10 protein-coding genes are annotated in these 14322 nt (G+C 53.7%); 4 read left to right on the top strand and 6 right to left on the bottom strand.

Features of this window, described 5'->3' with window-relative positions:
* Positions 1-22: 22 nt before the first annotated feature.
* Positions 23-2686 carry a DNA topoisomerase (ATP-hydrolyzing) subunit A gene (gene gyrA, locus SC206_RS15880; RefSeq protein ID WP_332738558.1) on the bottom strand — a complete coding sequence of 888 codons (2664 nt, stop codon included), beginning with the start codon at positions 2684-2686 and terminating at the stop codon, positions 23-25.
* 159 nt (positions 2687-2845) lie between these two features.
* Here gyrA and ubiG point away from each other — a divergent pair, with 159 nt between their 5' ends.
* The 4 genes from ubiG to yfaE all read left to right on the top strand — a co-directional run bounded on the left by ubiG (position 2846) and on the right by yfaE (position 7877).
* On the top strand, positions 2846-3613 hold the full coding sequence (gene ubiG, locus SC206_RS15875; RefSeq protein WP_332738556.1) for a bifunctional 2-polyprenyl-6-hydroxyphenol methylase/3-demethylubiquinol 3-O-methyltransferase UbiG: 768 nt from the start codon (positions 2846-2848) through the stop codon (positions 3611-3613).
* A 498-nt stretch (positions 3614-4111) separates the two neighbouring features.
* Positions 4112-6391: a class 1a ribonucleoside-diphosphate reductase subunit alpha gene (gene nrdA, locus SC206_RS15870; protein ID WP_332738554.1), complete on the top strand. Its 2280-nt coding sequence runs from the start codon at positions 4112-4114 to the stop codon at positions 6389-6391.
* Between the two features lie 93 nt (positions 6392-6484).
* On the top strand, positions 6485-7615 hold the full coding sequence (gene nrdB / locus SC206_RS15865) for a class Ia ribonucleoside-diphosphate reductase subunit beta (RefSeq protein ID WP_332738552.1): 1131 nt from the start codon (positions 6485-6487) through the stop codon (positions 7613-7615).
* 1 nt (position 7616) lies between these two features.
* Positions 7617-7877, top strand: a complete 261-nt coding sequence (gene yfaE, locus SC206_RS15860; protein ID WP_332738550.1) for a class I ribonucleotide reductase maintenance protein YfaE — start codon at positions 7617-7619, stop codon at positions 7875-7877.
* Positions 7878-8807: 930 nt separating this feature from the next.
* Here the strand turns inward: yfaE and SC206_RS15855 are convergent.
* From SC206_RS15855 to nuoN, 5 genes are all read right to left on the bottom strand, one after another.
* On the bottom strand, positions 8808-10007 hold the full coding sequence (locus SC206_RS15855; RefSeq protein WP_332738548.1) for a nicotinamide mononucleotide deamidase-related protein YfaY: 1200 nt from the start codon (positions 10005-10007) through the stop codon (positions 8808-8810).
* Between the two features lie 29 nt (positions 10008-10036).
* Positions 10037-10582: a YfaZ family outer membrane protein gene (locus SC206_RS15850; RefSeq protein WP_332738546.1), complete on the bottom strand. Its 546-nt coding sequence runs from the start codon at positions 10580-10582 to the stop codon at positions 10037-10039.
* Between the two features lie 203 nt (positions 10583-10785).
* Positions 10786-12108, bottom strand: a complete 1323-nt coding sequence (locus SC206_RS15845) for an MFS transporter (RefSeq protein ID WP_332738544.1) — start codon at positions 12106-12108, stop codon at positions 10786-10788.
* Positions 12109-12313: 205 nt separating this feature from the next.
* On the bottom strand, positions 12314-12622 hold the full coding sequence (elaB, locus tag SC206_RS15840) for a stress response protein ElaB (protein WP_332738542.1): 309 nt from the start codon (positions 12620-12622) through the stop codon (positions 12314-12316).
* Positions 12623-12858: 236 nt separating this feature from the next.
* The gene (gene nuoN, locus SC206_RS15835) at positions 12859-14316 is read right to left on the bottom strand and encodes an NADH-quinone oxidoreductase subunit NuoN (RefSeq protein ID WP_332738540.1); all 1458 of its coding nucleotides are present in this window, start codon (positions 14314-14316) and stop codon (positions 12859-12861) included.
* Positions 14317-14322: the final 6 nt, after the last annotated feature.

Here is a 14322-nt window from a genome sequence, read left to right as displayed (position 1 = left end):
TTTTCAACTAACGAAGCCGATTTTACTCGTCTTCTGACGGCTGCTCGTCGTCTTCTGCTTCAATGTCTTCTGCTTCAACGTCGTCAGGCGCTTCACTTTCCTGCGCGGCTTCCAGTTCACCTTCAACTGTAGCAACGCCGTCAAGCTCTTCATCTTCGACAGGTTCGGCAACACGTTGCAGACCTACCACGTGTTCGTCGTCGGCAGTACGGATAAGCGTGACACCCTGGGTGTTACGGCCTACTTTGCTGACTTCGGAAACGCGTGTACGCACCAGCGTACCGGCATCGGTGATCATCATGATCTGGTCGGCTTCGTCTACCTGAATAGCGCCAACCACCGGACCATTACGCTCGCTCACCTTGATGGAGATAACGCCCTGCGTCGCACGTGATTTAGTCGGATATTCTTCAGACTCGGTACGCTTACCGAAGCCGTTTTCGGTCACGGTCAGAATCGCACCGTCGCCGCGAGGAACAATCAACGACACCACGCGATCGGTTTCGCCCAGACGGATACCGCGAACACCGGTCGCCGTACGGCCCATCGAACGCACCGCAGATTCGGCGAAGCGCACCACTTTACCGGCCGCAGAGAACAGCATGACTTCGTTGTTACCGTCGGTCAGGTCGACACCAATCAGCTCATCGCCCTCGTTGAGGTTGATGGCGATAATGCCCGCGCTGCGTGGACGGCTGAAGTCGGTCAGTGCCGTTTTCTTGACGGTACCGCTGGCGGTCGCCATAAACACGTGACGGCCTTCTTCATACTCGCGCACTGGCAGAATCGCGGTAATACGCTCGTTCTGCTCAAGCGGCAGTAGGTTGACAATCGGACGCCCACGGGCACCACGGCTGGCTTCCGGCAGCTGATAGACCTTCATCCAATACAGACGGCCTCGGCTCGAGAACATCAGAATGGTGTCGTGCGTGTTGGCCACCAGCAGGCGATCGATAAAGTCTTCTTCTTTAATACGCGCGGCTGATTTGCCTTTACCGCCACGACGCTGTGCTTCGTAATCGGTCAGTGGCTGATATTTCACATAACCCTGATGCGACAACGTTACGACGACGTCTTCCTGATTAATCAGGTCTTCGATATTAATATCGGAGGTGTTGGCAGTGATTTCGGTACGACGCGGATCGTTGTACTGGTCACGAATTGCTTCAAGCTCTTCGCGGATCACTTCCATCAGGCGGTCAGGGTTTTCCAGAATGCGGATCAGTTCGGCAATCTGGCCCAGCAGCTCTTTGTACTCGTCCAGCAGTTTTTCGTGCTCGAGGCCGGTCAGTTTCTGCAAACGCAGATCCAGAATCGCCTGCGCCTGCTGTTCGGTCAGGAAGTACTTGCCGTCGTGAATACCAAACTGCTCTTCAAGCCATTCAGGGCGTGCGGCGTCGTCACCGGCGCTGGCCAGCATGGCGGAAACGTTGCCGAGATCCCATGAACGGGCGATCAGGCCGGCTTTCGCTTCGGCAGGAGATTGCGCAGCACGAATCAGCTCGATGATAGGGTCGATGTTTGCCAGAGCAATCGCCAACGCTTCGAGGATGTGCGCACGGTCGCGCGCCTTGCGCAGTTCGAAGATAGTACGACGGGTCACGACTTCGCGACGGTGACGCACGAAGGCAGAAAGAATCTCTTTCAGGCCCAAAATCTTAGGCTGCCCTTGATGCAGGGCCACCATGTTGATACCAAACGAGGTTTGCAGCTGAGTGAGTGAATAAAGGTTATTCAGTACCACTTCGCCCACGGAATCGCGTTTGATTTCAATAACGATGCGCATGCCGTCTTTATCGGACTCGTCACGCAGCGCGCTGATGCCTTCCAGACGCTTCTCTTTTACCAGCTCGGCAATTTTTTCGATCAGACGCGCCTTGTTCACCTGATACGGGATCTCGTGAACAATGATGGTTTCGCGGCCGGTTTTGGCGTCGGCTTCGACTTCGGCACGGGCGCGAATGTAGATTTTGCCGCGACCGGTACGATAGGCTTCTTCAATACCACGACGACCATTGATGATGGCGGCGGTTGGGAAGTCTGGGCCTGGAATGTGTTCCATCAGCCCTTCAATGCTGATGTTTTCGTCTTCGATAAAGGCCAGACAGCCGTTGATAACCTCGGTCAGGTTATGCGGCGGAATATTGGTGGCCATACCGACGGCGATACCGGAGGATCCGTTAACCAGCAGGTTCGGGATTCGGGTCGGCATAACCGCAGGGATCTGCTCGGTGCCGTCGTAGTTCGGCACAAAGTCGACGGTCTCTTTTTCAAGGTCTGCCAACAGTTCGTGGGCAATTTTTGACATGCGTATTTCGGTATAACGCATGGCAGCAGCGGAATCGCCGTCTACCGAACCGAAGTTACCCTGTCCATCCACCAGCATGTAGCGAAGGGAAAAAGGCTGGGCCATACGAACGATGGTGTCATAAACCGCAGTATCACCGTGTGGGTGATATTTACCGATAACGTCACCGACCACACGGGCCGATTTCTTATAGGCTTTGTTCCAGTCATTACCCAGAACATTCATTGCGTAAAGTACGCGGCGGTGCACCGGTTTCAAACCATCGCGCACATCTGGCAGCGCACGTCCGACAATAACGGACATGGCGTAATCCAAATAAGAGTTTTTAAGCTCTTCTTCGATGTTTATCGGTGTGATTTCTCTGGCAAGGTCGCTCATGGAGCTGCTATCCCTCTCTGATTATTCAAGGCCGCTGCCTATAAATACCCAAATTACACAGGGTATAGGCAAAGGTGTCAAACTATAGCACGAAGCTGCCTCTCGGTCCCTAGAATATGTATAATCGACTTCACAAGGCATAAGGAGTTTATCAGCCCAATGACAAGCACATCGAACAGCAATCAAAGCACGACCCCTTCGCAACGCGTTGATAACCAAAACGTGGACCATTCCGAGATAGCCAAGTTTGAGGCCGTCGCCTCGCGCTGGTGGGATCTCGAGGGCGAATTCAAACCGCTGCACCGTATCAATCCGCTGCGTCTGGACTACATTCTCGCGCGCTCGAACGGGCTGTTTGGCAAAGAGGTCCTCGACGTCGGCTGCGGTGGCGGTATTCTGAGTGAAAGCATGGCGCTGGCTGGTGCCAACGTCACCGGACTCGACATGGGCGCAGAGCCGCTCGAAGTCGCCCGCCTGCACGCGCTGGAAAGCGGTGCCAAATTGAATTACGTGCAAGAAACCGTCGAAGCGCACGCCGATGCCAATCCGCAGCGCTACGACGTGGTGACCTGCATGGAGATGCTCGAGCACGTGCCTGATCCCGCTTCCGTGGTCGCAGCCTGCGCGCGTCTGGTCAAACCGGGCGGCCACGTCTTCTTCTCAACCATCAATCGCAACAACAAAGCCTGGCTGATGGCGGTGTTTGGCGCGGAATACGTGCTGAAAATGGTGCCGAAAGGCACGCATGACATCAAAAAGTTCATCAAGCCGTCGGAATTGCTGTCATGGATTGACCGCACGCCGCTGTTTGAGCGCCACATTATCGGCCTGCATTACAATCCGCTGTCGGATCACTTCAAGCTGGGGCCAAATGTCGACGTTAACTATATGTTGCACACTCAATATCAAGAAAGTGCCGAAAGCTAAGGTCTAGTCAAGCGCTTCTTCCCCGTCCGCACGGCGTATTTGCTGCCTTGCAGCGCAATTTTTACGCGGACGGGGAGATAAAAGCTTAGTTTTTAGGGCGTTGGCCTACCTTTGCGTGACAACATGATTTTTTAGAATAGTTTCGGGCATCAATATAGCGATTTTATCTAACGTTTAATAAATCGGCAGTCGATCGCGTTTTCGAAAAATATAAGAAAATCGTATCGTGCATATTGACAGTTCCACTAACCCAGCAGCGATGGGCGCTGTGGCGTGACCTGCAAAATTTCTCCCCAACTTATCCACAAAATCGGCTCGTTTCGTCCCTTGCAAATCTTTGGACTCAACACTATCTTGTCGTCAGAAAATAATACACCCACAACATATAGTGTTTACATCCTGACCATCGCACTAGACATTGTCAGACTTAATCGGTCCGATGATGCCTTGACGTGCGCTGTGTTTTTTGGAAAAAAACCCTTAAAGGTATAATCCCGAATGAACCAGAGTCTACTTGTTACTAAACGTGATGGCCGCAAGGAACGCATCGATCTTGATAAAATTCACCGCGTCATCGATTGGGCAGCGGAAGGTCTTCAAAACGTATCAGTTTCTCAGGTAGAGCTGCGTTCGCACATTCAGTTTTATGACGGGATTAAAACGGCCGATATTCACGAAACCATCATCAAGGCGGCGGCCGACCTGATCTCCAAAGATGCGCCGGACTACCAGTATCTGGCCGCGCGTCTGGCGATTTTCCACCTGCGTAAGAAAGCCTACGGCCAGTTTGAGCCGCCGGCACTGTTTGACCAGGTGACCAAAATGGTCGAGATGGGCAAATACGACAAGCACCTGCTGGAAGACTACTCGCGCGAAGAGTTCGAAGAGATGAACGGCTACATTGATCACTGGCGTGACATGAACTTCTCCTACGCCGCGGTCAAGCAGCTTGAAGGCAAATATCTGGTGCAGAACCGCGTCAGCGGCCAAATCTACGAGAGCGCGCAGTTCCTCTACATTCTGGTTGCCGCCTGCCTGTTCTCCGGCTATCCGCGCGAAACCCGTCTTGATTACATCAAGCGTTTCTACGATGCTGTGTCGAACTTCAAAATTTCTCTGCCTACGCCTATCATGTCTGGCGTGCGCACCCCAACGCGTCAATTCAGCTCTTGCGTCCTGATCGAATGTGGCGACAGCCTTGATTCCATCAACGCGACCTCCAGCGCTATCGTGAAATATGTCTCGCAGCGTGCCGGTATCGGCATCAACGCAGGGCGTATCCGTGCGCTGGGCAGCCCGATTCGTAGCGGCGAAGCCTTCCACACCGGCTGTATTCCGTTCTATAAACACTTCCAGACTGCCGTTAAATCCTGTTCGCAGGGCGGCGTGCGCGGCGGTGCAGCAACTCTGTTCTACCCGATGTGGCACCTTGAAGTTGAAAGCCTGCTGGTACTGAAAAACAACCGTGGCGTTGAGGGCAACCGCGTGCGTCACATGGATTACGGCGTGCAGATCAACAAGCTGATGTACCAGCGTCTGGTGAAAGGCGGCGACATTACGCTGTTCAGCCCGTCCGACGTGCCTGGCCTGTATGACGCATTCTTTGCCGATCAGGACGAGTTCGAGCGCCTGTACACGCAGTACGAGCAGGACGACAGCATCCGCAAGCAGAAAGTTAAAGCGGTTGAACTGTTCTCCCTGATGATGCAGGAACGCGCCTCAACGGGCCGTATCTATATTCAGCACGTTGACCATTGCAACACCCACAGCCCGTTTGATCCGGCTGTCGCGCCTGTTCGCCAGTCCAACCTGTGTCTGGAAATCGCGCTGCCAACCAAACCGTTGAACGACGTAAATGACGAAGAAGGCGAAATCGCGCTTTGTACGCTCTCTGCGTTCAACCTCGGCGCTATCGACAGCCTCGACGATCTCGAAGAGCTGGCAACGCTGGCCGTTCGCGCGCTCGACGCCCTGCTCGACTATCAGGATTACCCGATTCTGGCCGCCAAACGTGGCGCAATGGGTCGTCGTACTCTGGGAATCGGCGTAATCAACTATGCTTATTATCTGGCGAAAAACGGCGTGCGTTACAGCGACGGCAGCGCCAACAACCTGACGCACCGTGCGTTTGAAGCTATCCAGTATTACCTGTTGAAAGCCTCAAACGAGCTGGCTATCGAGCAAGGTGCCTGCCCGTGGTTTAAAGAAACCACTTATTCACAGGGCGTGCTGCCAATCGACACCTATAAAAAGGATCTCGATACCCTGTGCGACGAGCCGCTGCATTACGATTGGGAAGCGCTGCGCGCCAGCATCAAGCAGCACGGCCTGCGTAACTCCACGCTCTCTGCGCTGATGCCGTCCGAAACCTCTTCGCAGATTTCGAACGCCACCAACGGTATCGAGCCACCGCGCGGCCACGTCAGCATCAAGGCGTCGAAAGACGGGATCCTGCGTCAGGTTGTGCCAGAGTACGAGCGTCTGAAAGACCAGTACGAACTGCTGTGGGAGATGCCGAACAACGACGGTTACCTGCATTTGGTTGGCCTGATGCAAAAGTTCGTCGATCAGGCGATTTCGTCCAACACCAACTATGACCCATCGCGTTTTGCCAACAGCAAAGTGCCGATGAAACAGCTGCTGAAGGATCTGCTGACCGCCTATAAATTTGGCGTGAAAACGCTGTACTACCAGAATACCCGCGACGGCGCGGACGATGTTCAGGAAGACATGAAGGCTGAAGTGGACGACTGCGAAAGCGGTGCCTGCAAGATCTAATTAATTTTACCGATGCCTTAACCAGCAAGCTGTAGCGGAAAATCAATCTGCTACGGCTTGCAGTGTTTCGGGGCATGGGGTCAGAGGATTACCATGGCTTACACCACATTTTCACAAAACAAAAACAACCAGCTGCTGGAACCGATGTTCTTCGGCCAGTCCGTTAACGTGGCGCGTTTCGACCAGCAGAAATATGAAATCTTCGAAAAGCTGATCGAAAAACAGCTCTCTTTCTTCTGGCGTCCGGAAGAGATTGACGTTGCTCGCGACCGTATCGACTTTCAAGGTCTGCCAGAGCACGAAAAACACATCTTCCTCAGCAACTTGAAATATCAGACGCTGCTGGATTCTATTCAGGGTCGTAGCCCTAACGTCGCGCTGCTGCCGCTTATCTCTATTCCAGAGCTGGAAACGTGGGTTGAAACCTGGGCGTTTTCGGAAACCATCCACTCGCGTTCCTACACGCATATTATTCGTAATATCGTGAACGATCCGGGTCTGGTATTCGACGACATCGTGACTAACGAAGAGATCCTCAAGCGCGCGAAAGATATCTCCGGTTACTACGATTCGCTGATCGAGATGACCAGCTACTATCACCTGCTTGGTGAAGGTACGCATCAGGTCAATGGCAACACCGTTGTCGTTAACCTTCACGAGCTGAAGAAGAAGCTCTACATCTGTCTGATGAGCGTTAACGCGCTGGAAGCCGTACGTTTCTACGTCAGCTTCGCCTGTTCATTTGCTTTCGCCGAGCGCGAGCTGATGGAAGGCAACGCCAAAATCATCAAGATGATCGCTCGTGACGAAGCGCTGCACCTGACCGGCACGCAGCACGCGCTGAACCTGCTGCGCAGCGGCGTCGATGATCCCGAGATGGCCGAAATCGCCAAAGAGTGCGAGAAAGAGTGTTATGACCTGTTTGTGCTGGCGGCCGAGCAGGAAAAAGATTGGGCAGAATACCTGTTCCGCGACGGCTCGATGATTGGTCTGAACAAAGATATTCTTTGCCAATACATAGAATACATCACCAATATCCGCATGCAGGCGGTAGGTTTGACCGCGCCGTTCAAGACCCGCACCAACCCGATTCCGTGGATCAACGCGTGGTTAGTCTCTGATAACGTTCAGGTTGCACCGCAGGAAGTTGAAGTCAGCTCTTATCTGGTCGGTCAGATTGATTCAGAAATGAACGCTGACGACCTGAGCGATTTCGAGTTCTAAGATGAGTGATTCCACCATCACGCTGCACGATCATGGCAAAACGCTCGTCTGTAAAGGCGAGCACCCTAACCTGCTGGCTCTGTTCCAACAGCATCAGCTGGTGGTGGAATATCAGTGTCGAGAAGGTTATTGCGGGTCGTGCCGCATGCGATTGGTTAAAGGCGACGTGATTTACAGTCAAAAGCCGCTGGCCTTTATCAACGAGGGTGACATTCTGCCGTGTTGTTGCCTACCGGTTGAGGATATAGAGCTGGCGCTCTAAGACTCCCTTTCGGTCAAAAGCTTTTGCTCTTCAATCTTTTGATTCAAAAGCTTTTAGGTCAAAAGCTTTAAAATCAAGTGCATGCGCTTCGCTTACTGCGCGGCGGCGCAGACCGCCCAAAGAGACGCAGCTGGGTTTAGATTTTGAATCTAATTGCAATTTCTAAGTTCAACTTCAAGTTCAACTTCATGCGCTTCGCTTACTGCGCGGCGGCGCAGACCGCCCAAAGAGGCGCAGTCGCTCGCCCCTTTGGAATCCCAAGCTTTTTATCCACAGCTGTAACTTGAGAGCTGAAAAAGGGAGATCTTTCCAGATACCACAGCGCGTGGCGTAGGTCGCGGTGCTTCGCACTCCCTTCATTTCGTTCGGAAGCCAAAAACGTCTTCCTCAACTCCACTCAGCGCCGCCCCGATCCCGCCAATAATAGCTAAAAAGAAAAACCGATAACTCTTAGGCGGTCAAGGACCGATCCTTCCGAATGAATACATCCTTTGTTTTTATCGGGCAACTCAAACTTTGAAAGTGATATTCGAGCAAATTATTAAAATGAAGGTTGAGTAATCGGCCCTTGACCGCCGAAGAGTTTCCGCTTTTGTAGTAGAGGCTGTAATTGGCGGGATCGGGGCGGCGCTGAGTGGAGTGATTTGAGACGTTTTTGGCTCAAATCCGTAATGAAGGAACGGCGAAGCCGCGCGACCTACGCCACACTTCGGAGTTACTGGAAAGATCTCACTTTTAAGCTTTCAAGTTGCACATTTGGAAGAAAAACGCGGGAGTGCAGAGGGTGCTCGTTAAAGCACCTTCTGCCTGGTCTGGGCCAGCGCCCAGTAAGCGAAGCGCATGCAGTTGATTTTAAAGCTTTTGACCTAAAAGCCTTTGACGCAAAAAGATTTTGATCAAAGCGTGCGCGCCAGCACTAAAAACAATTGATTAAACTTTTTCCAACACGTTGATCCATGGATAGTCCGCCACCACCGGCCACTCATTCAGATAACGACGCAACATATCCATCGCCATCATCGCTATCGTCTCCTGTCGTAACTCCAACCCGTGGCGTCCGGCAGTGTATTCAATCGTCATGCCGCTCGTGCCACCCGGCGTATGCAGCGCCAAACTTAAACGATTCTCCGAAAGCGCGCCAATCGCCAACGCCAACTGTGCGCCGGTGCGTTCGGCCAACAGCTGTGCTCGCGCCAACAGCGCAGATAAAGTTTCATCTTCGGTGCCGTCAACGGGAATGAGATCGCCGCCAACCAGAGGAACCTCGGCATTCTGCAAGCGCCAGTTCAGGAGTCCGCCGGTGAAACTTTCGCTGATCGCCAGACGGAGATTCTGCTCGAGCAAACGCTCGGCCAGACGCGCCGGTAAACTGCCGAACCCTTCGAAAATCGTGCTTTCGCCCGCCACTTCACGAATCCGCTCCCAGATTTCACGCATAGCAGTCTCCTGCGCGCGCGGACCGGTGAGTTTCAGCTCGATAATCGGTGAAGACGAACGATAGCCCAGCGCGACGCCTTCGGGCAGCGGCTGGCCGTCGAGCTCGCTGGCTAAGTCACTTTCGCCGCGACCAAAAGTCGTCAAACGCAGACACAGCGGAGCTTCCAGCGCGGGATGGGCGCGGTGCAAACGTGGAACAATCTGCTGCTCGACCATCACCTTGAACTCGGATGGCACACCGGGGGTGAAGAAAAGCTGGCAACGGTTGAGTTTGAGGGTAAAGCCGCAGGCTGTGCCGACAGGGTTGTCGAGAACCTCGGCATTGGACGGAATTTGCGCCTGCTTGCGGTTGGATTCCGCCATCGGGCGGCCACGCTGGGCGAAAAACGACTCCATGGTGGCAATCCAGTCAGCATCTTCGATTAGCTCGACGCCACAGGCTTTCGCCGCCGCCTGCGCGCTGAGGTCGTCGCTGGTCGGCCCGAGGCCGCCGTTGACGATCAGCACGTCGGCGATGTGACTACGTTCAAGCATTACGGACACCAGCTCTTCGAGACTGTCGCCGACGGTTTCACGGCTGGTCATCGGCAAACCCTGATCAAACAGGTATTTCGCCAACCACGCCGCGTTTGAATCGACAATTTGACCGTGCAGCACTTCTTCGCCCGTGCTAAGCATCTCAACCCTAAGCATTACCCTCTCCTTCCGTTACATGACTGACCTTAGAAATTCACCGCGCCGCCAATGTAAGCGCCGTCGGCGATAATGTTGTCGCGATGACCGTCTTTGCCTTCCAGCGCCTGATAGCGATAACCCACGTCAACCGTCACAAGGCTGATTGGGGTGAAACGCACGCCGCCGTTGGCTTCTTTGTAATTATTGATGCCGCTGGACAGTGAGTCTGGCGCGTAATAACCCTCGCCATACAGGCTGACGTAGCGACCAAGTGGCAGCTGCAAACCGCCGCCGACAGGTACAGCGTAACCTTCATCGCCATCTTTTGGATGAGTGTAAAGTGCTTTGCCGCCGACGGTTGCCATCACTGGACCCAGCGCAATGTTGTAGCCTAAACCGACACCCGCGACGTCGCCGTCGTTATCGCTGTGTGCCCAGTTTCCGCTCAGCGCCAGACCCGGCGTGGTGGTGCCGAAACCGACGCCCAGATTGGTATAGTGTTGGCCGATTTGCGCGTTAACGCCAATCGCGTGGGCAGAAACGGTGGTCATCAGCAGTGCGGCAGCCGAGCAGGCAACTAAAGTCTTTTTCATTTTTTATCCAGATTAATCATTAAACTATAAGTGAATCCTTCACGGGCAGTCTAAAGCAATTTTTGGCGGGAGTAAGTAGGCCAAAGGCTTAAATTGAATTCATTTAAGAAGCAGTGAGTCTGCATAAAAAGTCCCGCCGGAAAGACGGGACTGAATGCGGGACGGATTTAGGGTTAAAGAGGATTTAAGAGTAAAGTTAACGTTTAGCCGTGGGATTTAACCATGCTTTGCTGATAGACGCGCTGGCGGGTGATCCACGGTAGTACGACGATGGCCAGCAGGCCGCAGACGGCGGCGAAAGAGAGCCAAACGCCGGGCATCGCCTTGTTGCCGGTGACGTGGATCAGATAACTCGAAATCGCCGGTGTGAAGCCACCAAAAATAGCGGTAGCGAGACTGTAGGCCATTGAAAAACCGGTCGCTCTGACCTCTGGCGGCATGATTTCAGTCAAGGCCACGACCATCGCGGAGTTATAGCTGGCATACATAAATGAAAGCCACAGCTCGACTTCAAGCAGTCGCGCAAAGCTTGGCGCGCCAACTAGCCAATGCAAGGCGGGATAAGAGGTGAACAGCATCAGCGCGCTGAAAGTCAGTAACAACGGACGACGCCCGACCTTATCGGAAAACGCGCCCATAATCGGCAGCCAGAATAGATTGGAAACGCCGACGCACAGCGTCACGATAAAGCTCTGCTGCTGGCTGAGTTGCAACACGTTTTTGCCAAAGGTCGGCGTAAACGCGGTGATCAGGTAAAACGATACGGTCGTCGTGACCACCATCAGCATTCCCACCAGCACTATCTGCCAGTGTGTCGCGACCGAACGGGCAATCTCACGCATTGATGGATGATGCTTACGCTGTTGAAACGCATCGGTTTCTTCCATCATGCGGCGGATCCAGAACAGGAACGGCACAATTAGACAGCCGATGGCGAACGGAATACGCCAGCCCCATTCGCTCATAATGGCATTGCCCAAAAGATGATTCAGCAGCACGCCGAGCAGCGCCGCGAACACGACCGCCACTTGCTGACTGGCCGACTGCCAGCTCACGTAAAAGCCTTTGCGCCCTTCCGGTGCGATTTCAGAAAGATAAACGGAAACGCCACCCAGCTCGACGCCCGCCGAGAATCCCTGTAGCAAACGGCCAAGCAGAATAAGAATCGGAGCCGCCACGCCAATGCTGTGATAACCCGGAACGCAGGCAATGGTCAGCGTGCCGAACGCCATCAGGTAGAGCGTTATCAGTAATCCCTTTCGACGGCCGTGATGGTCAATGTATGCGCCCAGCACCATCGCGCCCAGCGGACGCATTAAAAATCCGGCGCCAAAGGTCATCAGCGTCAGCATCAGGGAAGCAAAAGGGTTGGAGTCGGGGAAAAACGTGTGGGCGATCGCATTGGCGTAATAGCCAAAAACCATGAAATCGTACATCTCGAGGAAATTCCCGCTGGCGACGCGGAAAATATTAATCGCCTTGCCCTGCCTGTTCGCGCCCGAGGCGGCATTCAGTGATGATGTCATGTTAACTCCCGGTTTTTTAAACCCAGTTAACCGCTCTTTATCATCGCGTTATGTGAGGATATTCACACTTTGTTAGCCTGCTATTTGAATTTTGGTAACACGATATTTACCCGTATAACCGCTGAAATAACCTGCACTGCTCATGGTGCAAAAAAGAAGAGACAGCCTAAGCTGTCTCTTTTACGTGCTGCGGTCAGTAAATCGCTTAGCGGCGAACCAGCAGGCCGATCAGCAGACCGACGGCTGCGCCAACGCCGACACCGTGCCATGGTTTGTCATGCACATAAGTGTCTGCCTGATGGGCAACGGTACGCGCCTTGGCGTAATAGGTATCTGAAGCCGAACTCAGACGCGATTGCACGTCACTCAGCGCCTGTTCGGCTCGGGTCTTTATTTCGATGTATTTCTCATCGGCTTTATCACCCGAAGATTTAAGCACCTCTTCCAGCGTTTCACTCAGCATTTTCAGGTCATCGTCGAGACTGGTTTGCTGTGGTTCGAATTGGTTAGCCATTCTATTCTCCTTATGATGTGATTGCGGCGAGTTAACACTCGCGGTCGCTAAACCTTACCCCATTAACCGTAGCCTATTTTTCAGAGGGTTGCCGAAATCTCGCGAAGAGAAAAGCCTAACTGTCAGGATTTTAAGAACCTTCCGACCTTAGTGTAAGGAATGCGCAAAGCCGAGGCGAAAAAAAACCGCACACCTTTCGATGCGCGGTTTAGTTAAAGCAGTTTGCTGTTTACCTATCAGAGCAACGGCTGCGCCATCTGTACCAGCGAGATAAGCGGCTGCGGGTAGATACCTAGAATCAGCACCAGAATCGCCGAAATCAGGACGACTACGCCGCCTGCGGTAAACGCCCAGTTGTTTGGCGTATCGCGGACCAGACTCGCTGGCGCATTCAGGAACAGACTCACCGTCACGCGCAGATAGTAGTAGAGGCCAATCGCACTGCCCACTACCACAGCACCGGTCAGCCACCACAGGTGCGCGGTCACGCCGGTTGCAATAACATAAAACTTACCGATAAAGCCGAGCGTCATCGGAATACCGGCCAGTGAGAGCATCATCACCGTCATTACGGCAGACAGAATCGGCTTGTGCCAGAAGAGTCCGCGGTAGGAGAACAGCGATTCGGCATCCGGCCCGCTGTACGGGCTGGACATCAGGCTAACCACGCCAAACGCGCCGAGGCTGCTGAACAGGTAACCGGCCAGATAAACGCCGACGGTTTCCATCGACAGCTGATGGGTCTGCACGGCAATCAACGCCACCAGCAGATAACCCAAATGCGCGATCGACGAGTAACCCAGCAGGCGTTTGATGTTGCTCTGGCTAACCGCCATCAAGTTACCGACCAGAATGGAGCAGAAGGCAATAATGCCCAGCACCACGCGGATGGCTTCACTGTTGGCAACCGGCGCGTAGAGGAACAGGCGCATAACCACGGCGAAAATGGCTATCTTGCTGGCAGTCGCGAGGAAGGTGGAAACCGGCGCTGGCGCACCCTGATAGACGTCTGGCGTCCACAGGTGGAAAGGCACCAGCGAAAGCTTGAAGCCCAGCCCCACAATCATCATGCCCAGACCCGCCAGCAGCAGCGGCTCGTGCATCACGGCGTCGGAAAGATTTTTACCGAGCGCCATAAACGACAGGTCGCCGGACTGCGCGTAAAGCAGCGCCATACCAAACAGCAGGAATGACGACGCCGCCGCCGACAGCAGCATGTATTTAATGCTGGCCTCGAGCGAACGTTTCTGGCGATACGCGTAACCAATCAGGCCAAACAGCGGCAGCGAGATGAGTTCGATACCCAGGAACATCGAGGCCAGATGGTTGGCGCACGCCAGCAGAATGCCGCCCATCGCCGCGATAAGCACCAGCAGATAGAACTCTTCGCGGTTGTCGGGATAGCCTTCGAGCCACGGATAGGCAAAGGTGCTGGTCGCCAGACTGGCAAGCAGCACCAGCCCGATGTAGAACAGCGAATAGCCGTCAATTCGCAGCAGCGGCGTGACGTCTTGAGGTCCGACTTTTGCAACAAAGTAAATGGAGAGCAGCGCAAGGTTAAGGCCGATAACAGTCAACGTGGCATTAACAAAATGGTCGCGTCGCCACGCAATGGACAGCATCACCACCACCACCGTCAATCCGACGATCAACAGTGGTAACAGTGCGATCAGATTTTGAGGAGTAAATGTCATGGCGAA

It is taken from the genome of Rouxiella sp. T17, assembly GCF_036663475.1.
Lineage (GTDB): Bacteria > Pseudomonadota > Gammaproteobacteria > Enterobacterales > Enterobacteriaceae > Rouxiella.
This window is presented reverse-complemented; position numbering and strand designations above follow the sequence as displayed.

Bases quoted from the DNA above. Each gene is read 5' to 3' on its own strand.
- gyrA (WP_332738558.1), bottom strand. From the start codon at position 2,686: ATGAGCGACCTTGCCAGAGAAATCACACCGATAAACATCGAAGAAGAG.
- ubiG (WP_332738556.1), top strand. From the start codon at position 2,846: ATGACAAGCACATCGAACAGCAATCAAAGCACGACCCCTTCGCAACGC.
- nrdA (WP_332738554.1), top strand. From the start codon at position 4,112: ATGAACCAGAGTCTACTTGTTACTAAACGTGATGGCCGCAAGGAACGC.
- nrdB (WP_332738552.1), top strand. From the start codon at position 6,485: ATGGCTTACACCACATTTTCACAAAACAAAAACAACCAGCTGCTGGAA.
- yfaE (WP_332738550.1), top strand. From the start codon at position 7,617: ATGAGTGATTCCACCATCACGCTGCACGATCATGGCAAAACGCTCGTC.
- SC206_RS15855 (WP_332738548.1), bottom strand. From the start codon at position 10,007: ATGCTTAGGGTTGAGATGCTTAGCACGGGCGAAGAAGTGCTGCACGGT.
- SC206_RS15850 (WP_332738546.1), bottom strand. From the start codon at position 10,582: ATGAAAAAGACTTTAGTTGCCTGCTCGGCTGCCGCACTGCTGATGACC.
- SC206_RS15845 (WP_332738544.1), bottom strand. From the start codon at position 12,108: ATGACATCATCACTGAATGCCGCCTCGGGCGCGAACAGGCAGGGCAAG.
- elaB (WP_332738542.1), bottom strand. From the start codon at position 12,622: ATGGCTAACCAATTCGAACCACAGCAAACCAGTCTCGACGATGACCTG.
- nuoN (WP_332738540.1), bottom strand. From the start codon at position 14,316: ATGACATTTACTCCTCAAAATCTGATCGCACTGTTACCACTGTTGATC.